The organism is Microcystis panniformis FACHB-1757 (genome assembly GCF_001264245.1).
Classification (GTDB): domain Bacteria; phylum Cyanobacteriota; class Cyanobacteriia; order Cyanobacteriales; family Microcystaceae; genus Microcystis; species Microcystis panniformis.
The window spans coordinates 2,848,461-2,870,749 of record NZ_CP011339.1 but is presented as its reverse complement, the minus strand read 5'-3'; the positions used below and the strand labels follow the sequence as shown (position 1 = coordinate 2,870,749).

Below are 22,289 nucleotides of genomic sequence, written 5' to 3'. Positions count from 1 at the left end.
GGTGAGCATAGCTCACCCTAATCACCTTAACTAACAGGCAATTAAACGGCTGTCAGGGTTTTTTCTAGAAGTTGTCGGGGAGCTTGAACCAAACCACGACAGTGGATTTCCGCAGAATTATTGGGACTTTCAATCAGTTTAACTTTATCTAATTCGGCTCCTAATTGGCGGATCCGTTCCCCTAATAGTTGAGCGATATGTAAGGCAATATTTTCCGCAGTGGGAACCACTTCGGCAAAGTAGGGAATATCCTTATTTAAAAAAGCATGATCGAAGGGTTCTACTACCAATTCATCGATCGCTTTTTGTAAATCCCCTAGATCTACAATCATACCGGTGCGGGGATCGATTTCCCCCGCCACGGATACTTCTAGGTGATAATTATGGCCATGACCGTTTACCCTGGCGCATTTGCCGTAGATTTCCGAGTTTTGTTCGAGGGTTAATTGCGGTAAAGCCAAACGATGAGCGGCACTAAAATGGGTTTTGACGGTTAAAGTTGCTTCCATATCTTTTCCTTGATATTCTGCCCACAATTCGGGGTGTTCAAATAGTTGAATTTTGACCAATGGTAAATAGGGTGCTAATCTTTGCCAGATAACTCTGGCGATATTTTCTGTGGTGGGTAGGGTTTGCTGAAATTCCGGCCAGACTTGATTGAGATAGGAGTAGTCTAATTGACTGGTTATCTCTCGTTTAATTACCTGTTTAACGGTGGAGAGATTCTCCACCATGCCATAAGGATTGAGTTCTTTGTGTAGGGAGACGTATAATTCGTAATTGTGACCATGACCGGGAAAACGGCTACCAAGACCAAAAAGTCTTTGATTTTCGGCTTCGTCCCATTCTGGTAGATAATAGCGATGGCTGGCTGAAAACCGCGCTCGACGATTGATGATGCAATCCATAAATGTGGGCGATCAATGACTTTGTAAAGTTACGTTAAGAGTAACCCTTTCTAGCATAAACCAGTTTTGTCTCCTCCTGCTTGCAGACCGGGGAAAGTTATCCCTCAATTCCGGCAGAATGCGATCGCTGTGAGTCGAGAGTGAGAAAATGGCGTTGCTGAATCAAGGTATGAATGCCAACCCTGCATCGTATCCAAAAGTTAATTTGGGTCTAGGTTTTAAAAATCCCACAAAATAAGATTCAGGTCTCAAATCAGCAACGCCGAAAACCCCTTGACTATCAAACACCCGCTCAAGTATTCTACAAGCACGCTTCAGAATTCGTTGCACTTCGGCTCTGAATCGCCACTTTGTTAAGTACCTAGGCAAAATTATTTACACATGACGATCATTGCCCCGTAAGGGTTTTAGCTCGATCGGGCAGGTAATTAATTTTGCATGACTACTTAGTTCGTAAGTAATATAATTATGACCGAGCAAATACCTCCTATTTATTTTCATCTTCCCGCTTCCGATCGACCCGACCCTTTGCCCGATCACGCCGATCAATTACGAAAGGGTCGAGGTTCATGGGCTTGGATTTTACAAACTTATTTGCGATTATGCGAATCTAACTTTCCCTGTGAATTAGTAGATACTATCCCTAAAGAAGGTATCGTAATTAGTCATAGAGTATCGTTAGCTTATGATTTTCAACCCTATCCCAAGTTATTACTGGTTTGTGTTAAAGGAGATCGAAATCCTCAACCCTACGCTCAAATTCATATCGTCCAGAATCGACAGGAATTAACTGCTTCTCAACTTTATATACAATCAATAGCCGCAGATCAATATCTTTTACCTGGTAAGCGATACTTTTTACCCCATTGGACTCAACCGGGCTTAATTCCTCGCGATCCCCGACGGGGCGATCGGTTTGAAAATGTAGTTTATTTTGGCATTACCTACAATTTAGCTCCCCCCTTACGCAAACCGGAATGGAAACAGCAGGTAGATCATTTAGGTTTAAACTGGTGCATTCAAACTAATGATGAGTTTTGGCATGATTATCGTCAAGCAGATGCAATCGTCGCTGTTCGTTGTTTCGACTCCAAGGAGACTTATCCTTGGAAACCCGCCACTAAGCTGTATAATGCCTGGTTAGCAGGTGTTCCTGCCATTTTAGGAAATGAATCCGCTTTTCAAGCAGAGTACAAAAGTGAGCTAGATTTCTTTACTGCTAATAATGAGAATGATATTATTTATTATCTCAAACAATTGCGGGACAACAATTACTTAAGGCAGCAAATAAAGTCTCATTATCAAGAAAGGTCGAAAACCGTGACTATTAGCCATCTTGTTCAATGTTGGCATCAGTTTATCTTGAATGAATGTGTTCCCGCCTATAATCAATGGTGTTCCCTTTCTCTCTGGCAACAACAACAGTTCTTTTTGCGTCGTCGTGTCCTGTCGAAATTGAATCAACTGCAAATGAAAACCCTGAAAATCATCACTGCTCAATAGCCAATGGTTCTCGGTGATTGCGGACAGTAATGTTTGAAGTCCTCTTTTTACCCAGTTTTTGGGGTAGTATTCACTTATCTCTCTTAGATGGCGACTCGTTACTGAGATTGACTTGGCACTTTTTTCAATTTTCTCAGATTATGTCAATTCGTAGGTCGGGTTGAGGCTACGAAACCCGACAGAAACCCTCAGTTGTTGGGTTTCACTTCCTTCAACCCAACCTCCGCAAAAAGAGCTACCAAAATAAACCGTCTCTATCCAAATTCGCTCGCTTCTTCAATATTAATAATCACTTCTTCTCAAGTTTCACCCTGACTCATACATCCGGGTAAATCTGGAATTAGTTTTTCCTAGACAAAAATGGTAGTAAATTCGTAGGTCGGGTTGAGGTCACGAAACCCGACAGAAACCCTCAGTTGTTGGGTTTCACTTCGTTCAACCCAACCTACGCAAAAAGAGCTACCAAAATAAACCGTCTCTATCCAAATTCGCTCGCTTCTTCAATATTAATAATCACTTCTTCTCAAGTTTCACCCTGACTCATACATCCGGGTAAATCTGGAATTAGTTTTTCCTAGACAAAAATGGTAGTAAATTCGTAGTAAATTCGTAGGTCGGGTTGAGGCTACGAAACCCGACAACCCGACAGAAACCCTCTTAATCCTTTTTTTGCTGAATAAAATGCACAACTGGACTAATTTTTGATTATAACGATTAAATAGGCTTGACTAGATCGCCAACTTGAGGATTTTCAAACGGTAGTCTTTTTCCTAATTTATCAATCATTGATTTTAACTCTCTTTCTCTCGTTGACTGTAACTCTTTCTTTGCTAAGTATTCAATTCCAGAAGGAGTCAAGGGGGGGATATAAGATAATTCAGACAAGTCTCTAGGTTGCAGCAAATGATATTCTCTGATCAAATAATAAAGTTTATTTAAATCTATGTCTGGCTTTTTGTCTGATTCTATAATAGATATTTTATCTTGAACCAAAATAATTCTTCCCGTACCTCTTACTAATTCGAGAAACCCTAAAGATTCTCCCGTATTAGGGTCTATAATTTCTTCCTCGCTTATCCCATATATCAATACTCGGCGACCCACTTGAATTCTATTTCGTTCGCCTCGATTCATGACTAATCGATACGGATCAAGGATATTAACTATCTGGGCGGGGAATGTACCTTTAGGCGATAATAATGTCGTTTCAGTTAGGTTTTCCATGTTTCTTCTAGGGTTGACCGGTATTGAAATTTCTAGGACTGCTAGGCTTGATGATTATTTTTTCAATTAATTTGGGATCGTTTCCATCTAGGGCATCGATAATATTTTGATAGTTAGGAGGCTCTTCTAGGTTCTGTGTGAGCATGGTATAATAGTAACACAGAACAGGAGGTGGGTTATGTGGATAAATTTTGATCAACTCCTCGATTTACCAAATGTAACAGTGGTCAATTATCAAAAAATTGCTCAGACAATTTTCCTAAAGCTTGCTCTTTTAAATGAAACAATTGAATGTCCGAATTGCCATCAAACCTTAGACAGAATCAATCAGACAGAGTATAATCTAGTCAGAGACTTGTCAATATTAGGTAATCCAGTATATTTAGAAGTACCACGCCGTCAGTTTCATTGTCAAAAGTGCCAAAAGTATATCAGCGAAAGACTGAGTTTTATGAGATTAAGACAGCATCATACAATTCGCTATGAATCGATGATTTATGAGAGAGTAAAAAATTGTAGCATCGAAGAAATAAGTCGAGAAGAAGGGTTAGGATGGTCAGAAGTTGAGTTAATATTTAATCACTGTGCTAAAGAACTAGAAAAGGAAGAGTGGGAAGCACCAGAACGAATAAGCTTAGATGAATTTAGTAACTTAAAAGGACATAAAGATTTCATCACAACGGTCGTAGATATGGACAAGAAAATTTTACTAGATGTGATTAAAGGACATAAGCAAGAAGAATTAATGGAAGCCTTAAAAGCACAGCCAGACGCAGTTCGGGAGAAAGTGAAAGAAGTGAGCGTCGATATGTGGTCAGGATTTACAGCAGTGATCAAGGAATTATTTCCCAATGCTAAAATCATCTATGACCGTTTTCATGTAATGGCTATCATCAATGACGAGCTTAATAAATTGAGAAAGTTAATGGGGGTGCATGAAAAAGGATTACCTCATTTATTATGGAAGAATAAAGAGGACTTAAAGGACGAGCAAAAACAACAACTAGAAGTTATCTTAAAAGAACATCCATGCTTAGGAATAGCCTGGGAAATGAAAGAAGAAATTAGACAAATTTATCAAAGTAGTAGAACGTTCAGAGGTGCTGAGAGAAAATTGGAAAAATGGATAAGAATAGGCGGGATATTATATGAAAGTAGTGCCAGGATGATCCAGAAGCATTTGCCAGGTATTTGTAATTACTTTGAAAATCAGACAACCAACGGATTAATTGAGGGAATGAATACCAAAATAAAGCTTATTAAAAGAATGAGTTATGGATTTACCAATTTTGAACATCTTCGACTTAAGCTGTTTGCTTGCTTTAATTCATAACAAAAATTAACACACGAAAACCAGAAGAGCCGTTAGGAGACGGCTGATTTAGAATAGCTTGTATTTTTCCATCATTTTGGATCACGTTTACGAAACCTATTCCAATTAAATTTTCAAACCCGTCATCATCCGTGTAGTAGAAAGAAATATAGATATCATACGCAAATAAATTGGAGGCTTCGAGTAAGCATAGAATATTATTATTTGCATCCTTTTGAACTCTTAGAATTTTAGGGATAATGCGCTGTTTAATTTCAGTCTCTAGCTTTTGGTTTACCTCCTGAAGTTGCTTAACTTCTGCCTCTAATTTTTGCTTCTGTCTAAGAAGCGTGTTAACAGCGCTTAACAAAGTAGCGATTAACAGCAAGGTGAAGAAACTGACAATAATTACTAGGTCTAAAGGGATAGAAGTATTGAATGGATAACGAATTAAGGCAATACCTCCTAAAAATCCAAGAAGACCGAGTAAAACCCCTTGAATTTCGTTAAAACTAGACCAAATTAACCCCCAAAAGTTATTTTTCATCTTTGTTCAAAACTCAAGAGACCGGTAATTAGCCAGTCTCTCAAGTCTTATCTATCTATTCTACTCGATTCCTTCGATACGGTCCTCCACTTCTTGATAAAGTTCCTGTAAGCGGTCTAAATTCTCTTGAGAAGTTTCCCAGTAACCGCGACCATTAACTTCTAGCAGGGTTCCCACCATCTTGCGGAAAGAATTAGGATTGAGATTCATCAGACGCTGACACATTTCCTCATCTTGAATAAAGGTGGTGTTGACATCTTCATACACCCAATTATCCACCGCGTCAGCAGTTGCCGACCATCCCATGGTATTAACCAAACGCTTCGATAACTCTCGGACTCCTTCGTAACCGTGACTTAACATTCCCTCGTACCATTTGGGATTGAGTAACTTGGTGCGGGTATCCAAGCGCACGGTTTCCGATAAAGTACGCACTTGAGCGTTAGCGGTGGTAGTATCGGCAATATAGGCCGCCGGTTTTTTGCCATCATCGCGTAAACTAGCGACAACTTTTGTCGGGTCCGAGTCGAAATAGTGGGAAACATCGGTTAAACTAATCTCGCTAGAATCCAAATTTTGGAAAGTTGCCTCCGCAGTTTTTAAGGATGCTTCAAACAACTGACGATTATCGGCCATCATCCCCGGATTATCAGAATCGAAAGCAAAACCCTTACGGTTGAGATACATATTCTGTAACTCTTTTTCATCTTCCCAACTGCTATTTTCCACCGCGAGATTGATATTAGAAGAATAGGAACCAGAAGCATTAGAAAAGATGCGGGTGGCTGCCTGTCGAACCGTTAAACCCATTTCTTTTGCTTGTGACCTAGCGTGTTTGCGGACATAATTCATCTCTACCGGTTCATTTGCTTCCGCGGCCATTTTTACCCCTTGGTCAAGCAAATTCATCTGATTGATAAATAAATCCCGGAAAACACCAGAACAATTGACCACCACATCAATGCGCGGTCTTCCTAACTCCTCTAGGGGAATTAATTCCAGTTTATTCACCCGTCCCAAAGCATCGGGAACGGGACGAACTCCCACCATCCAGAGAATTTGTGCTAGGGATTCCCCATAGGTTTTGATGTTATCGGTTCCCCAGAGAACACAAGCGATGGTTTCGGGATATTTACCGCCATTATCCAGTTTTTGCCGTTCTAACAGACGATCCACCACGATTTTAGCCGATTTTACCGCCGCTAGGGTCGGGATAGATTGGGGGTCTAAAGCGTGGATATTTTTACCCGTCGGTAAAACTCCGGGGTTACGGATGGGGTCGCCACCGGGACCGGGAAGAACGTATTCCCCTTCTAATGCTTTTAATAGGGCCCCTAATTCATTATCGGCACAAACCTGTTCTAAACAGAATTCTAGGTATTCAAACAGGGGTTTTAACGCTTCCGAATCAACTTTTGGATAACCCATCGACCGTAAAGTTTCGATCCAAGGTGATTTCTTGCCTATATTCAAGAAATTCAGCTTAGAAAGCATCGATACCCGACCTTCCGCGTCGGTTTGAGACTCGACTAAAGTTGCGACGGCAGCGCGAGTCGCGAGGGTGATGTTTTGCAGTAGTTCCACATCTTCTAACACACCTCGATCGCTATTGCGATAAACTTCCTCTATATCCCGGCCGATGCTGTTGGCAATAATCCGGGGTAAGGAGAGTAAATCGTCCTCTTCCCGGTCTAAACTGGCAATATTGACCAAAGTTGCCACCGCTTCGAGCGCCGAGGGGGGTTTCCCAATAACATGAAGTCCGCAGGGAAGCAAGCGCGATTCAATTTCCATCAGTTTACGATAGACCGAACCGACAATATTATCCCGTTCCTCTTGACTGAGATGGGCGGTGTCACCATCAGGTAAACTTATATCTTTGTCAAGATTAACTAATAAACATTTATCGACAATGGTATTGACAATTTGCACCCCACGCCCACTATCTTTCAGGGTTTGGTAGGAACCGATCAACTCGCTTAGTTCTTTTAACCCTTTGTAGAGTCCGGCATTTTCTGCGGGGGGAGTGAGATAGGAGATAGTTTCCGCATAACTACGACGTTTAGCGATCGTCGCTTCGCTGGGGTTATTAGCGGCATAATAGTAGAGGTTGGGAATCATCCCGATGAGGTTATCGGGGTAGCATTCTCCAGACATTCCCATCTGTTTCCCCGGCATAAATTCTAGGGAACCGTGGGTGCCAAAATGAAGAACCGCATCTGCTTTCCAGACTTGATTGAGATAGGTATAGTAGGCTGCAAAACCGTGGTGGGGACTAGCAGAACGAGAAAAGAGCAGACGCATCGGATCCCCTTCATAACCGAAGGTGGGTTGAACCCCAATAAAAACATTACCGAACTCTTTCCCGTAGATTAATAGATTTTGTCCATCACTGTTGAGGTGTCCCGGTGGTGGTCCCCAATTTTCCTCCAAACGGACGGAATAGGGGGTTAAACGTTCGTATTCAGGTACAGACATCCGATAAGCGATATTTAGCTCCGGACTATGGTATTGTGCGGTGGCATCATGGATTACCGCTTCCATCAGTTCTCGGGGAGATGCGGGTAGATCCTGCAAGTCATAACCGTTATTTTGTAACGCTTGCATCACCTCGTAGATGGAACCGAACACATCTAGATAGGCTGCGGTTCCCACATTCCCTTTATCGGGGGGGAAACTAAAGACAGTGATGGCGACTTTTTTATTGAGTTTCGGTTTCTTTCTTAGGTTAGCCCATTTTAGCGCCCGTTGAGCGATCGCTTCTACCCGATCCTGTAAAGCGATCGCTTTACCCGTAGCCCCATCCCGGCCTGATAATATAATAGGTTCGATCGCACCGTCTAATTCGGGAATGGCAATCTGTAGCGCTACTTGAATCGGGTGTAACCCCAAATCGCTTTCTTCCCATTCCTGAGTGGTTTGGAAAACTAGCGGTAACGCGCACATATAGGGACGATTGAGACGTTTTAAGGATTCTATCGCTTTCGGATGATCTTGTCGCGCTGGACCCCCCACTAAAGCAAATCCCGTCAGGGAAATTACCGTATCAACAATAGCAACCGCTTCCACTCCTTTTAAGCTTTTATCCCAGAAATATTCTTCTACCGGTTTAGAAAAGTCTAATCCCCCGGCAAAAACGGGAAGGACTCGCGCACCCATAGACTCGAATTCCTGCACGAGAGCGACATAATGAGCGTCATCACCAGTAACGAGGTGAGTTCTCTGTAAAATTAAGCCAACACAGGGAGCTAAGGGGTCTTTTAGGTCATCGGCAATATCACTGCGATTATTGTACCAAGCGAAGTATTCCTTGACATCCTCGAACATTTTCATGGATAAAGGATGCCAGATACCCAGATCCGGATAAACTACCGGTTCCTTGTAAACTACACTGTCATCCTTGTTATCGAAGACGTACTTATCGGCCAACATTAACAGGAAGTTCTCTAAATTTTCTGCGGAACCTCCTAGCCAATACTGGAAACTTAACATAAAGTTGCGTGCGTCCTGAGCTTTTTCCATGGGGAGGTATTTCAGGACTTGCGGTAAGGTTCGCAATAACTTTAACATCGCGTCTTGGAAACCAGCGCCGGAGTTTTCCTTGCGCTTTTTCATAAAGTTAGCGATGACACTCTTAGACTGTCCCAATTGAGCCATGGAAAAGCAACCTAATTTATTTAAGCGCATTACCTGGGGCATGGAGGGAAAGACGATCGCCGCATCTAATTTATCCCGATGGGGACCGACAGCGGCCACAACTTTATCGGCTAAATCTTCGATAAAGATAAGAGAAGCGATGAAAATATTAGCTTTGGCCACATCCTCTTGAAAATTGCGATAGTTTTCCCCATCGCGCAGTTCTTCGATTAAATAACCACTAATTTCGATCGCTAGTTTCGGGTTGTTAGCGTTGATTTCCCTGACCGCACTACTCAGCGCACTTTGGTACTGAGGTTCTAGCACGACATAGACCACCTTGACCAGCGATCGACCATTCAACCCGTCAGGAACTATGTGACGAATGGTGGACTTGACGTGAGTGAACATATATGATGGTTCTCCTTAGAATTGCTGAGTCTGGTATGAAGGGATTTTCGTCATCAGATGACGATCGCCCTTTGTTTAAGGTATTTAGATATATGTTTCTGTTTTGTATCAGAAAATGTAACCCTAATGAGCATTTACTCTGGGTTTTGACACAATTCGATAAATATCTTGCCATATTTTGTAACAGATGGTAAAGAGCTTTCGGAGTAACTGCTCAAGCTTTTCTTCACAAAAATTAATATTTAATCTATTGACTTTTTTAATAAAAAGTGGTAGAAAATGGCATCTCGGACGAGATGTCGCTGTTATAGTCGTTTCCAATAAGTTTGAGACAAGCGTTGCCGATTCAAAGAATGAGTTGACTGCTAAAAGCTCTGAAAACTGGTTGAGAATTTTGCCAAATCATACCGCTACTCAGCAACGCCAGATTTCGATCGAATGCTTCAGAAATGATTAACTATCTCTGACACTAAATTCCGGCTCTTCTCGACTTTGTGTGATAATTTTTGCTTATGGAATCGTGAAATGCTTATCAGGCAAGACTTTTAGTGCTATTTGGCGGAATAAACTATCAGTATAGACCTCGTTTCCACACAGAAACCAGAAGAGCCAAATTCCCAGCCTTCGGGCATTTTCGTACCTTTCAGGTTAGCACCCCTCAGTTTAGCACGGCTCAGGTCAGCATCGCTCAGGAAAGCACGGCTCAGGTCAGCACCGCTCAGGTTAGCATCGCTCAGGTTAGCACCGCTCAGGTTAGCACCGCTCAGGTTAGCACCGCTCAGGTTAGCACCGCTCAGGTTAGCACCGCTCAGGTCTTTATCACCGCGTATCGCCTTCGTTAGATCGAATGGATCAGCCATAGTCTTCTCCTTAATTTAGGGTATATGAAAGGATTAATTCAACGAGCAGACAGTCATAGACAAGGTTCTCTGCTGATTAACGAGCTCTGACACTAAATTCCCAGCCTTCGGGCATTTTCGTACCTTCCAGGTTAGCACCGAGCAGGTCAGCATCGCTCAGGTCAGCACCCATCAGGTCAGCATCCCTCAGGTCAGCATCCCTCAGGCTAGCACCGATCAGGTTAGCACGGCTCAGGTTAGCACCCCTCAGGTCAGCACCGCCCAGGTGAGCACCGATCAGGTTAGCACGGTTCAGGTCAGCACCGACCAGGATAGCACGGCTCAGGATAGCACGGCTCAGGATAGCACGGCTCAGGTTAGCACCGCTCAGGTCAGCACCGCTCAGGTCTTTATCACCCCGCATCACCTTCCTTACATCCAATCGATTAGCCATAGTCTTCTCCTTAATTTAGGGTATATGAAAGGATTAATTCAACGAGCAGACAGTCATAGACAAGGTTCTCTGCTGATTGCTACGTCTTTTGTAATGTAATGTACCACAAATATCTATAAAAATCAATGATGGCAAAAGTCAGAAGCCCATTAGAAGTAATGCAATGAGACAGATGTTTAGGAATCAAGAAAATGACGAGAATGGCATCCGTCAAATCTTCAAACAAGCGTAGATCGAGTGACGGATTTTATCAACCAGCGACCGCGAAAATCCTTTGACTATCGCACGTCTTAAGTACCTAGACTTAGGAGTTAAGCGTACTATTAAAAACGGATTTAGTATAACTAGGTTAGAGGTTTACTCAAAATTGTGTCGATGACTGATACTAAATCCAGTTATTAAAAAATGATTATGTATTCCCCCTTTTGCATGAGTAGAAAAGGGGTTTCTCCGAGAAACCCCTTTTCTGTCTCGGAATTGATCATTGCTAATTCAATTCCATCGTCTCGGAGTCTCCCCAAAACGAAACCCTGATAACTCACCATTAAGATAATTGCTATATGTAGGTAGGCGTTAAAAATTATCAGATGCCCCCCTTATTAAGGGGGATTAAGGGGGGATCCCCCCGCCTATCGGCACCCCCCTTATTAAGGGGGGCAGGGGGGATCGAACCTAAAATCCATTTTTAATTTAATTATAACCACCTACTTATGTAGTAGAATACAATGAGAAATACCAGTTAAACCCAGCAGATTATAACTCCGGTAGTTAATTTGTATTAGTCGGTGATAAACCCTTATTATTTTCAGTAATCGATCGACAATGTTTTTTAATTGGATAACTTTACCCTATTTATTAATTAATCCTGTTTTAATTCCCTTGAGTATAGCTCGATCGGAAACTATTCTTGTTCGAGAAGTCAGGGATCCTAATTATCAAAAACTGGTACAGTATGCCCAAAATCAACAACTCGATCGCTTACCCATGGCTGATATAATTCAGAATATCGCCACTCAATTTTTAGGAGCAAAATATCAAGCAGGATTACTCGATCGCTCGGCAACAGAAAAATTATTTATCTCTTTAAAAGAGTTTGATTGTGTCCTTTTTGTGGAAACAGTTCTCGCTTTGAGTCACAATTTTGCTTTAAAAAATTATCAGTATTCTGCTTTTAGTCAGCAGGTTTTAAATCAGCGTTATCGCCACGGTATTCTCGACGGTTATTGTAGTCGCTTGCATTACTTTTCCGATTGGATTAATGACAACCAAAAACGAGGTAATCTAGAAAATATTACTCACAAATTAGGAGGAATTACTCTTGACAAAAAGCTCAATTTTATGAGTAAAAATCGACCTCTATATCCCCAGTTAAAAACTCAAAGTAATTACGATTGTATTCAACAGGTAGAACGGCAATTAGAGAGTTTATCCTTAACCTATATTCCCACCCCTAAGATTAAAGATATTTATCCACAACTACAAGCTGGCGATATTATCGGTGTCGTGACTAATATCCCTGGTTTAGATACCACCCATACCGGTCTAGTTTATCGCTTTTCCGATGGCAAAATTGGCTTAATTCATGCCTCTCCTGCTGGTCAAGTTACCATTGCTAAAGACCTAGAAAAATATATCACTAAAGTGGACAAAGCCATCGGTATTTTTGTCGTTCGTCCCCTTAATCCAAGAAATAGGTAGATAGGGAGCGAGGACAGAAAAAAAAATTGTGATCTCACCCTATTATTCATCTCAATTTAGGTGTTCAATGTCGGTAATAATCGGTAAAATTACCGTGATCTTTGTGCCTTTTCCTTCCTCACTTTCCAGGTAAATTTGTCCTTTGTGCGCTTCCACACAGCGTCCGACAATGGCTAATCCTAATCCCGTTCCTTGAATATTATCGACATTGCTACCGCGATAAAAAGGTTTAAATAAATTTCCTTTATCTTTGCTGGGAATACCAATTCCTCGATCAATAATTTTAAAGACTACCTGCTCGGATTCGACAATAATCTTAAATTCTACGGGGTTTCCTTGGGGTGAATATTTGAGAGCATTTCCCAGTAAATTTGTCAAGATATGTTTAATTAAATTTATATCCCAAAGTCCTCTTTCTAAGCTGCCCTCAATTTGGAAAATAATTGCTAATTGCGGCTCCGGCTTAACCGTAAAAGATTCTACCAATTTCTGACAATAATCCAGCAAATCCACCGGATCAAATTGACAGTATAATCTCCCGGAATCGGCCCGGCCAATTAATAACACTTCTGTGAGCAATTGATCCATGTCTTTAATGGCCGATCGAATCATGCGAAAATAGCTAACTTGCTGATCTTTTGTCAACCGATCGCGACTTTCTTCTAATAATCCAGCCGAGAGTAAAATTTTATTTAAAGGATTGCGAAAATCGTGGGATAACATGGAAACAAATTCAGTTTTTAACTGATTTAATTCCTGAGCTTTTTCCAGTTGATTAGTGCGTTCAATCACGCTCATTTTTAAAGCTTCGTTGGATTCTCGTAAAGCTTCCTCCATCTGTTTTCGCTCGATCGCATAACATAGCGATCGAGTTAAAATTTCTAAACTTACTTCTCTTTTAATTAAATAATCCTGCGCTCCCTGACGCAGTGCTGCCAAAGCTAAATTATCATCATTAGTATTAGTTAAAACCACGATTGGCAATTTCGGAGCGGTAATTAAAAGGGGAGCTAAGGATTCCAAACCCTGACTATCTGGTAAAGTTAGATCTAATAAAATTACATCAAAATTTGTTTGTTGTAACAGAGAAATCGCCTCGGATAATCTTGACACATTAACCAGATGAAATTCTTTTTTTTCATTACCCTTAAGAATTTCCTTTAATAATCGAGCTTCGGCTAAATTATCCTCGATTAAAAGAACTTTTATATCCTGCGAGAGTCCCATTTTTTAATCAAGAGTTAAAGAGATTTGGGAGGTTAGGAAGTGGGGTGTAGGGTGTGGGGTGTGGGGTGTGGGGTGTGGGGAGAATAAAGCTGACTCCTGACTCCTGACTCCTGATAACTGATAACTGAATAACTGATAACTGATCATGATTCACTCCGTTGGTAAAGTAGCGGTTTCTAACCAAAAAGCCTCGATATTTTTGACAATTTTGAACAAATCGTTGAGATTGCGCGACTTGGTTATATAACAATTAACGTGCAGTTCATAGCTATGAAAAATATCCTCCTCGTTGCGAGACGTGGTTAAAACCACCACAGGAATTCTTTTTAAACTGGGATCGTTTTTGATTTCCGCTAATACCTCCCGTCCGTCTTTTCTGGGCAAATTCAGATCGAGAAGAATCAGATTAGGACGGGGAGAATCGAGATACTCCCCTTCTCGACGCAGATAATCCATGGCGTTGACACCGTCCCTAACGATAACTAATTCATGCGGGACGGTGCTAGTTTTTAATGCCTCTTGGATGAGGCGAATATCAGCTTTACTGTCCTCCACTAATAAGATAATTTTGTGTGGCACGTCCTCGCCAGCGCTCACGCTCGTTACCTCCTAGGGGAATTGTAAAATAGAAAACCGCTCCTTTGCCTAATTGGGATTCTACCCAAATTCGTCCGCGATGACACTCGATAATTTTCTTGCAAATCGCCAAACCCATACCTGTGCCGGGGTACTCGTCGCGGGTGTGCAGTCGTTGGAAAATCACGAAAATGCGTTCGGAAAATCGGGGATCGATGCCAATTCCATTATCGCTAATAGAGAACAGCCATTCCTCCTCTTGACGTTGAGCAGCAATATGAATAGTGGGGGTTGCTTTTCCTCGGAATTTAATGGCATTACCGATGAGATTTTGGAACAATTGCATTAACTGGGTTTTATCTGCCATGACAATTGGCAAAGGATCAACGGTGATCACAGCTTGACTTTCCTGAATTCTCCCTTTCAGGTTAGCGAGAGCTTTTTCCAGTGCCAGATTAGCATCGATGGTATTAAACTCTACCGCCTGCATATCCACTTTCGAGTAAGCCAGCACATCATCTATTAATGTTTGCATCAAACTGACACCTTCGACGGCAAAAGTAATAAATTCTTTAGCATCTTCGTCCAGTTCTTCGGTGTAGCGCATTTCTAGCAACTGCACATAGTTGGCGACTTGATTGAGGGGTTCCTGTAAATCGTGGGAGGCGACGTAGGCGAATTTTTTTAATTCGGCGTTTGATAGTTCCAAATCCCGCGCTAAACGGGCCAATTCATCGGCTTGTTTTAAGATGATATTGACGATCGCTTTTCGTAATTCTAGTGCGGCGTTAATTTCTACTGCTTTCCAGGGGAAAGATTTGAGGCGAACGGTTTCTTTCCAGAGGGAGAAAGATTTACGCGGACAGAGACGAATATCACCATCTATGGCAGTCGTTTCGATCGCTTTACCCGGATCACCACCCCAGTTCACGGTTTGAATTACTTCCGGACGAAACCAGAGGAGATAATTACGTTTAGAAATGGGAATTGCTAGTAAACCACTGGCAATGTCTTTAAACTTACCCGCATCGGCATAAATTCGCGGTAAGGAATTGGTATAGTAAACATCTTCATGGACGTTTTTTTCTAGCCAAGTAATCAGATAATTTAGTTCTTCTTCGCTCGGTGTTACTCCAATTAAGGTATAATTGCCGCCTAAACAAATAGCAGCTCCCGTGGCTTTAGTTAGATCGAGCAGATTCGGTTTATGGGCAATTAATCCATCAATAAAGTTATTAGCTTCCGCCATATAATCGATTAATTGCGATTGCACAAAGGTTAATTTTACTCGATAGTCATAATCCTCGGTTTCTTCCCGTGCCGATATTTCCGAGAAAATTACTCTTCCTAAGAACTCACAAGCTTTACGGAGTTCGTAGGGTACATATTTAGGGGTGCGGTGATGACAGGCAATAATGCCCCAGAGACGTTTATTTTCAATCAGAGAAATCGTTAGAGATGCTCCCACTCCCATATTATGCAGGTATTCTAAATGACAGGGAGAAGCACTTCTAAGACTGGACAGGGTTAAATTTAAGGGTTGTTGGGTTTCGGGATGAAGACTAGGCACTAGATCGACGGGTTCAGAGGTAGCATCGGGAATCTGTCGAATCCAATTAGCACTTAATAAATTTCGTGCCGGGAGAGGGATATCGGAAGCGGGATAACGTAAACCGAGATAGGGTTCTAGTTGCTCTATTTTGTCTTCTGCTATCACATCACCGTTATCTTCTTCGTCGAATTTGTATAACATAACTCGATCGAATCCTGTCATTTTTCGCACTTCTTTAACGATGATATTACAGAAATCTTTCAGGCTACGGGTGGCTTCAAGTTTATCGATCGAAGTTTTGGCTAGGTGATAGAATCTCAGGAAAGGAATGTTTTCATAGGAAATAGCTGGTTCTAACTCTAAAATCAGCATTTGTTCGGCGTTGCGGTGGAAAATAGCATCAAAGACAGCAAAATCATCCCCTTTAACCCGCGCCCAAATTTTGGAGGGATTGATAGCATCAAAATCGTTATTTTCTATGGCTGATTTTAGAGGATCGATCTGAAAGGGATCGAAGATTTCCTCTAGGGTTTTACCGATAATTTCCCCCGGAGAAATCCCCAATAAACTGCGGCTATTACTGCTAGTTTGGCTGACTTTTAGCTCTGGTTCGCTGAGAACTAAAAGCACTCCGTGCGGTTGAATTCGGTTATAGAGATGGATCGGTTCCCGTTCGATCGAAGTTGGGTTAATTGTCTCGGTTAGAACTTCCATGTGTATTTCCCCCAGAGGATTTTTGCCAAGTTGAAAACTCTTTGTTTATTAAAACTATTTCTTCTCACTTCCAAGGGGCGATCAAGAATAAATTTACTTATCTTAATCCCAGGCCATCAAAAGTAATAAAACTTTAATTAATCAGTTATCTATCGATCGAGCAGTTCTGTTCAGTTCCCTTTATTATAATCAGTTTTTCTCTGATAATCTATGGTCATTTGTTAAGAATTAAGATTTAATGTTACAAGGGACAGATAATTCTTAATAAAAATATACAGTAGTTAAGGGGTTTCAGACCCAAAAATTTCCAGGAACGCACCCTAGAAAAGTAGGCGATATCGTACTGTGATTATACAATTGATAAGAAAGAACAAATTCAAGAGATAAATTAGTAAACTTGATCGTGTTTGCCAATATCAACTATAACAATTAAAGTTTCTCCTGAATCAGTATCTTGACGAAAAGTAAAAATAATACGGCAATCATAACTAACAGAACATGACCAATAACCTTCTAATCTACCTGTCAGCTTATGAGATTTTAAAGAAGGGGTAAAGGGATTATCTTCTAACAAATGTAGAACCTCTGATACCTTGCTTTGTAGTTGAGGATTTTTGCTGATTAAGCGTTGAAAAGCTCTTTTAAAGCTTTTGTCAGCAACTAATTTCATTCTTCTTCATCCTCTAACAAATAAGCCATTATCTCTTCAGTGCTGCCTTTTTTTGCTGTTCCCATCGCTAAAGATTTTAAGGTTTCTTCGCCATTTTTAGCCATCTCCTCCCGGCGTTTCTCAATGCGTCTTTTACGAATTAGCTCAAACAAATAATCTTGGTCTTCAATGGATAGACTCTCTACCGATTCGATCAGATCTTGAAAAAATGCGATACTCATTAAAGTTGACTCCTGTTAGTTAACTTTTTTTCCTGATATGCTAAGTAGCTGGTTATAATTAAATTAAAAATGGATTTTAGGTTCGATCCCCCTTAGTCCCCCCTTGATAAGGGGGGTGCCGATCCCCCCTTAGTCCCCCCCTTGATAAGGGGGGTGTCTGACAACTTTTAACGCCTACCTACTTATCACAAGATAGTCAAGTAGGGTGCGTCAGACAATCCCTTGTTTTTAGGGAAAAAATCAAGAGCTAAATATTGCCGTAACGCACCACAAAGAAAAGTGTTTGGTTACTTTTATAAGCCGCTATGACGGAGGAGAGGCTCGGTACTAGGTTCGCGACCGCGGAAAGCTTTAAAAACATTCATAGGATGGGAACTTCCCCCCATAGCTAAGACAGTATCGCGAAAACGGCGGCCGATCGCTTTCACTGCTTCTTCGTTATCTAATCCCACTTCCTCGAAAGCGGCAAAAGCATCGGCGCTGAGAACTTCTGCCCATTTATAACTATAGTAACCCGCCGCATAACCGCCAGCGAAAATATGCCCAAAAGAACATAAGAAAGCATCTTCTGGTAGGGGAGGAATGATCGTCGTCGTCGCCGCTAAACGCTGTCTGACTTGTTTAGGAGTTTCGCCGCCATTGGGTTGATAACGATGGTGTAATTCCAAATCTACTAAAGACAAATGTAACTGACGCAGCATAGCCGAACCGCTCATATAATTCTTAGCTAGGAGCAGTTTTTGATAGTAATGTTCGGGGAGAGTTTCACCGGTTTCGTAGTGTTTGGCCATACTCATTAAAGTAGGGCGATCATAACACCAATTTTCCATAAATTGACTGGGCAATTCCACCGCGTCCCACTCAACGTTATTAATACCCGCCGCGCCAGAATAATCCACAGTGGTTAACATATGCTGTAAACCGTGGCCAAATTCGTGAAATAGGGTAGTTACCTCCTCAAAGGTCATTAAACTGGGGTTTCCGTCCACTGGAGGCGTTTGATTGCAGATTAAATAAGCCACAGGTAAACGCACCTCGGCACCGGTTTTGGCGCGACCGATACAGACATCCATCCAAGCACCGCCGCGTTTTTCGGCGGGACGACTGTAGGCATCGAGGTAGAAATAGGCGATTTTTTCGCCCTTTTCGTCGTTAATCTGGAAATAACGCACATCAGGATGCCAGATAGGTGCTTTACCGTCGGTAGCGATAATTTCCACCCCAAAAATCCGTTTAGCGAGGCTAAATATGCCTTCTAAAACCCGTGGTAGGGGGAAATAGGGGCGTAATTCCTCGGCACTAAAGTTAAACTTGGCCTGACGCTGTTTTTCTGACCAATAGGCTATATCCCAATGCTTGAGATCGTCGGTTCCCGCAAAAGTTTTTAAGGCCTCTAAATCCTGTTTTGCCGCTTTATAGCTTACTTGGCGTAAATTGTCAAGCAATTTCTCGATTTCATCCACAGAATTGGCCATTTTCCGGGCAAGACTGACCTCGGCGTAGGTACTATAACCTAAAAGATGGGCCTGTTCCTGACGAAGTTGCAAAATGCGATCGATTAAGGGATTATTATCCAATTCTCCCAGATCAGCCCGACTAACGTAGGCTTTATAGAGTTTTTCCCGCAATTCCCGATTATCGCTGTACTTCATAAAGGGGAAATAACTGGGAAAATCGAGGGTAATCACCCAGGGACCAGTTTCGGTGCTGGCGTTAGTTTCCCCTTGGCCCCGGGCGGTTTGGGCGGCTAAACTGAGGAGACTAGGGGGTAAACCGGCGATATCTTCTGGGGTTGTTAGTTTTAGTTGAAAAGCTTTGGTGGCATCGAGGAGGTTATTAGAAAATTTCGTGGTGATTTCCGCTAATTCCAGTTGAATCGCGTTAAATCTGTCTTTTTTCTCCCCTACCAATCCCACCCCGGCCAATTGGGCATCCCGCAGAGAAGCTTCGACAATGCGCTGTTGTGCCTCGTCTAATTGCCCCCAGCTTTCCCCTTGACGCAGGGACGAGAATGCCTCATAAATGGGTTTACTTTGGCTTAAACGGCTAATAAACTCGACTACCTGTGGTTGTACGGTTTCGTAAGCTTGACGCAATTCCGGGCTATTTTTTACCCCCATCAGATGACCGATAATCCCCCAACTCCAGCTTAAACGTTCTTCGATCCGGGTGAGGGGTTCGACTAATTTTTCCCAGGTGGGGGCAATCTGCGCTTCTAAATCGGTTAATTCTCTGGCCAGTTCCTGCAAAAGTTGCGTCATGCCAGGGACAATTAGGCCGGGTTGGATTTGGTCAAAAGCCGGTAATCCTTGACCGGCAAGCAGCGGGTTACTGGTGTTCGTCATAATTGTTGGTCTGGAAGGGTGGGTAATCTGTATCTTTTACTACCCTAACCCAAATCCCCGACCATCTATCCGGGCGATCGAGCGCCGGAGCTTTTTCTGTGATCAGTGGGAGGTGGGGTGTGGGGTGTGGGGAGAACAAAGCTGCCCCTTGTCTCCTGTCTCCTCTCTCCTGTCTCCTGTCTCCTGTCTCCTATCTCCTATCTCCTGTCTCCTATCTCCTGTCTCCTGACTCCTGTCTCCTGTCTCCTGACTCCTGACTCCTGACTCCTAACCCAATGTGGGCTAAAGATAAGCAAAAATTATTTATTGACTCCAAAAACTTGAGAATATTTAAATTAACATTCCGCAATATTTACAAATTCTTAAGAATTAATTGAGAAAGATTTTTATTTAACAACGATGTTACAAGGGTTACAGCGATTTGATAGAATTTCATAGTGGGTTATTCTGTGCTTTTTTGGGCAGCAATGGTTGAAACCCTTGCCACACCTAGAAGGTGATCCTAATTAAGACGGTCAAATCAGTCAATTTCACCCATAACGATGATCTTTTTTTTGTGTAGTTTTATTGCAAAAAAAAAGTTTTTTTGACAAAAAGCACAAAGTATGATAGTACCCAACGTATTTCTGGCTGCGAGTAATTATTGTAGAGGAGGAGAAAGGAGAAGGGAGAGGGGAGAATAAATAAAAATAATCTCCCTACCCCACACCCTGTCCCTAGGAAAAACTTCTTCAGCAAACCCTAGTTAGGGTTTGCGGCAAAAAGTACGGGCGAAGCATTCGGTTAGAAAATCTCCAGTTTCACCGATAGGTTATTGCCCGAATGCTTCGCCCCTACAGGACGCGGGCCGATGAAGACGCAAGGTTTTGAACGACGATTCTCTCAAAATCTTGCACCTGTTTCGCGAGAAAAGCCACAAAACTCTTACCTTGCCTACATTTCACATTTATTCAGCCAACCCTAGTTAAGGCCTGCTCGATTCTCTGACTATCGAGGGAGCGGCCGATAAAGACCAAGCGAGTTTGCCGCATTTCCGTGGATTGCCAGGGTCGGTCGAAGAAAGAATCAAAGCGATCGCCGACTCCCTGTAACACCATACGCATCGGTTTATTGGCCACGTTAACAAATCCCTTGACCCGATAGATTTCTTCTCGGGCCACCAATTCTTTGAGCCGTTGGGTCAAAATTCGGGCATCTACGGGAGAATCGAGGCAAAACTGCACAGAATTGATCTCCTCATCGTGATCGTGTTCTTCCTCGTGATCATGATGACTAGGACGACTAGCTAAATCATCCTCGACGGCGGCATTAAATCCCAATAGCACATCGGGGCTAATTTGTCCATCGGCACAAGTAACTATTTTTACCGTCGATCGCAGTTGTGTTTTCAGCCAATTAATAATTTTTTCTAATTCAATTTCGCTGATGAGATCGGTTTTAGTTAAAAGTACCAGGTCAGCGCAGGCTAACTGATCCTCAAATAACTCCTCAATGGGCGTTTCGTGTTCTAAATTGGGGTCTGCTTGCCTTTGTGCCGTTAAAGCGTCCAAATCCGCCACCAGACGACCCCTAGCGACAGCAAAACCATCCACCACCGTGATTACTCCGTCCACCGTGGCACCGTTGCGGATTTCCGGCCAGCGAAAAGCTTGAACCAGAGGTTTAGGTAAAGCTAACCCCGAAGTTTCGATCAGCATACAATCCAACTGTTGCCGTCGTTCCAGCAATTTCTGCATGGTGGGGAGAAACTCTTCCTGTACTGTGCAGCACAGACAACCGTTGGTCAATTCCACAATATTATCGTTGGGGTTGTCGTCGCAGGTCTGACAACTTTTCAATAAATCACCATCAATTCCCACTTCTCCGAATTCATTGACCATAACGGCCACCCGTCGGCCTTGATTATTTTGCAGTAGATGACGGATGAGGGTAGTTTTTCCCGCACCCAGAAAACCCGTGATCACAGTAACTGGAATTTTGTGCATAGATAGAGCGATCGATCATGTTCCTAGATCAATGTATCAGACTCTCGGTCTAGGGTTGAGGGTTTCAGCGCTAATTCTTTAGGATTGCCCCACCAATTGCCGGACTGTCACAAACTAGCTGAAATTTTCCTAGTTAGTGGTTATTCTGGGAAAAGTTTCGGCCGGTTAAAATTCGCTGAAGAACTTTTGTGGGAGTGGATCATGTTACAACGTCTTTTTTTAGCCTTTACCCTCGCTTTTCCTCTTTATTTAAGCATTGCTATTCAACAAACTTCTCCTCTAGCTGATAGAATAAATCGCCCTTCTTCTCGCGGGATCAATAAAATTGAGCGGACAGTAAAAACTATCCAAAAGCAATTAAAACAAGAGCATTCGGTTCAATTAGATTAATAAATTTGGTGAAAAAGACGAGATATAAAACTGGTGCATCTCATTTTTGTAAATCTACTAATTTGGGATTTTTAAGG

19 protein-coding genes are annotated in these 22,289 nt (G+C 42.2%); 4 read left to right on the top strand and 15 right to left on the bottom strand.

The features are described from left to right. Window positions 1-41: 41 nt before the first annotated feature. On the bottom strand, window positions 42-908 hold the full coding sequence (locus VL20_RS13750; RefSeq protein WP_052276823.1) for a 6-pyruvoyl trahydropterin synthase family protein: 867 nt from the start codon (window positions 906-908) through the stop codon (window positions 42-44). Between the two features lie 468 nt (window positions 909-1,376). On the opposite strand from VL20_RS13750, the gene VL20_RS13745 reads away from it, so the two are divergent. Further along, on the top strand, window positions 1,377-2,411 hold the full coding sequence (locus VL20_RS13745; RefSeq protein ID WP_052276822.1) for a hypothetical protein: 1,035 nt from the start codon (window positions 1,377-1,379) through the stop codon (window positions 2,409-2,411). A 714-nt stretch (window positions 2,412-3,125) separates the two neighbouring features. Here VL20_RS13745 and VL20_RS13740 read toward each other — a convergent pair. Both VL20_RS13740 and VL20_RS28710 read right to left on the bottom strand, forming a co-directional pair. After that, the gene (locus VL20_RS13740) at window positions 3,126-3,635 is read right to left on the bottom strand and encodes a hypothetical protein (RefSeq protein WP_052276821.1); all 510 of its coding nucleotides are present in this window, start codon (window positions 3,633-3,635) and stop codon (window positions 3,126-3,128) included. Between the two features lie 7 nt (window positions 3,636-3,642). Beyond that, entirely contained in the window at window positions 3,643-3,780 is a 138-nt protein-coding gene (locus VL20_RS28710; RefSeq protein ID WP_284525781.1) for a hypothetical protein, read from the bottom strand. A gap of 33 nt (window positions 3,781-3,813) precedes the next feature. Between VL20_RS28710 and VL20_RS13730 the strand changes: the two genes are divergently transcribed. Further along, window positions 3,814-4,968 carry an ISL3 family transposase gene (locus VL20_RS13730; RefSeq protein ID WP_052275466.1) on the top strand — a complete coding sequence of 385 codons (1,155 nt, stop codon included), beginning with the start codon at window positions 3,814-3,816 and terminating at the stop codon, window positions 4,966-4,968. On the opposite strand, the gene VL20_RS32710 is transcribed toward VL20_RS13730, so the two are convergent. From VL20_RS32710 to VL20_RS13700, 4 genes are all read right to left on the bottom strand, one after another. Next, window positions 4,958-5,494: a bZIP transcription factor gene (locus VL20_RS32710; RefSeq protein WP_284525780.1), complete on the bottom strand. Its 537-nt coding sequence runs from the start codon at window positions 5,492-5,494 to the stop codon at window positions 4,958-4,960. The genes VL20_RS13730 and VL20_RS32710 overlap by 11 nt on opposite strands. 60 nt (window positions 5,495-5,554) lie before the next feature. After that, entirely contained in the window at window positions 5,555-9,541 is a 3,987-nt protein-coding gene (locus VL20_RS13720; protein WP_052276819.1) for a magnesium chelatase subunit H, read from the bottom strand. A gap of 551 nt (window positions 9,542-10,092) precedes the next feature. Next, window positions 10,093-10,401 carry a pentapeptide repeat-containing protein gene (locus VL20_RS13705; RefSeq protein ID WP_052276816.1) on the bottom strand — a complete coding sequence of 103 codons (309 nt, stop codon included), beginning with the start codon at window positions 10,399-10,401 and terminating at the stop codon, window positions 10,093-10,095. Window positions 10,402-10,477: 76 nt separating this feature from the next. Then, entirely contained in the window at window positions 10,478-10,834 is a 357-nt protein-coding gene (locus VL20_RS13700; RefSeq protein ID WP_052276815.1) for a pentapeptide repeat-containing protein, read from the bottom strand. 822 nt (window positions 10,835-11,656) lie between these two features. On the opposite strand from VL20_RS13700, the gene VL20_RS13695 reads away from it, so the two are divergent. Then, entirely contained in the window at window positions 11,657-12,532 is an 876-nt protein-coding gene (locus VL20_RS13695) for an N-acetylmuramoyl-L-alanine amidase-like domain-containing protein (RefSeq protein ID WP_052276814.1), read from the top strand. A 51-nt stretch (window positions 12,533-12,583) separates the two neighbouring features. Here VL20_RS13695 and VL20_RS13690 read toward each other — a convergent pair whose 3' ends face one another. The 8 genes from VL20_RS13690 to cobW form a co-directional block, all read right to left on the bottom strand. Further along, window positions 12,584-13,759 carry a hybrid sensor histidine kinase/response regulator gene (locus VL20_RS13690; RefSeq protein ID WP_052276813.1) on the bottom strand — a complete coding sequence of 392 codons (1,176 nt, stop codon included), beginning with the start codon at window positions 13,757-13,759 and terminating at the stop codon, window positions 12,584-12,586. A gap of 3 nt (window positions 13,760-13,762) precedes the next feature. Next, complete coding sequence (locus VL20_RS31180) at window positions 13,763-13,906, bottom strand: hypothetical protein (protein ID WP_158499349.1); 144 nt, start codon at window positions 13,904-13,906, stop codon at window positions 13,763-13,765. Between the two features lie 3 nt (window positions 13,907-13,909). Continuing rightward, window positions 13,910-14,356, bottom strand: coding sequence for a response regulator (locus VL20_RS13685; protein WP_052276812.1), 447 nt, complete (start codon window positions 14,354-14,356; stop codon window positions 13,910-13,912). Continuing rightward, window positions 14,301-16,601, bottom strand: a complete 2,301-nt coding sequence (locus VL20_RS13680) for a sensor histidine kinase (RefSeq protein ID WP_052276811.1) — start codon at window positions 16,599-16,601, stop codon at window positions 14,301-14,303. Before VL20_RS13680 ends, VL20_RS13685 begins: the two co-directional genes overlap by 56 nt. A gap of 388 nt (window positions 16,602-16,989) precedes the next feature. Then, window positions 16,990-17,271: a type II toxin-antitoxin system RelE/ParE family toxin gene (locus VL20_RS13675; protein WP_004163338.1), complete on the bottom strand. Its 282-nt coding sequence runs from the start codon at window positions 17,269-17,271 to the stop codon at window positions 16,990-16,992. After that, complete coding sequence (locus tag VL20_RS13670) at window positions 17,268-17,492, bottom strand: hypothetical protein (RefSeq protein ID WP_052276810.1); 225 nt, start codon at window positions 17,490-17,492, stop codon at window positions 17,268-17,270. Before VL20_RS13670 ends, VL20_RS13675 begins: the two co-directional genes overlap by 4 nt. 293 nt (window positions 17,493-17,785) lie before the next feature. Beyond that, window positions 17,786-19,837 carry a M3 family metallopeptidase gene (locus VL20_RS13665; protein WP_002759920.1) on the bottom strand — a complete coding sequence of 684 codons (2,052 nt, stop codon included), beginning with the start codon at window positions 19,835-19,837 and terminating at the stop codon, window positions 17,786-17,788. A 950-nt stretch (window positions 19,838-20,787) separates the two neighbouring features. Then, a complete protein-coding gene (gene cobW, locus VL20_RS13660) occupies window positions 20,788-21,822 on the bottom strand; it encodes a cobalamin biosynthesis protein CobW (protein WP_052276809.1) in 1,035 nt (344 codons plus the stop codon). A gap of 201 nt (window positions 21,823-22,023) precedes the next feature. Here cobW and VL20_RS13655 point away from each other — a divergent pair, with 201 nt between their 5' ends. After that, window positions 22,024-22,212: a hypothetical protein gene (locus VL20_RS13655; protein WP_052278468.1), complete on the top strand. Its 189-nt coding sequence runs from the start codon at window positions 22,024-22,026 to the stop codon at window positions 22,210-22,212. The last annotated feature ends 77 nt before the right edge of the window (window positions 22,213-22,289 follow it).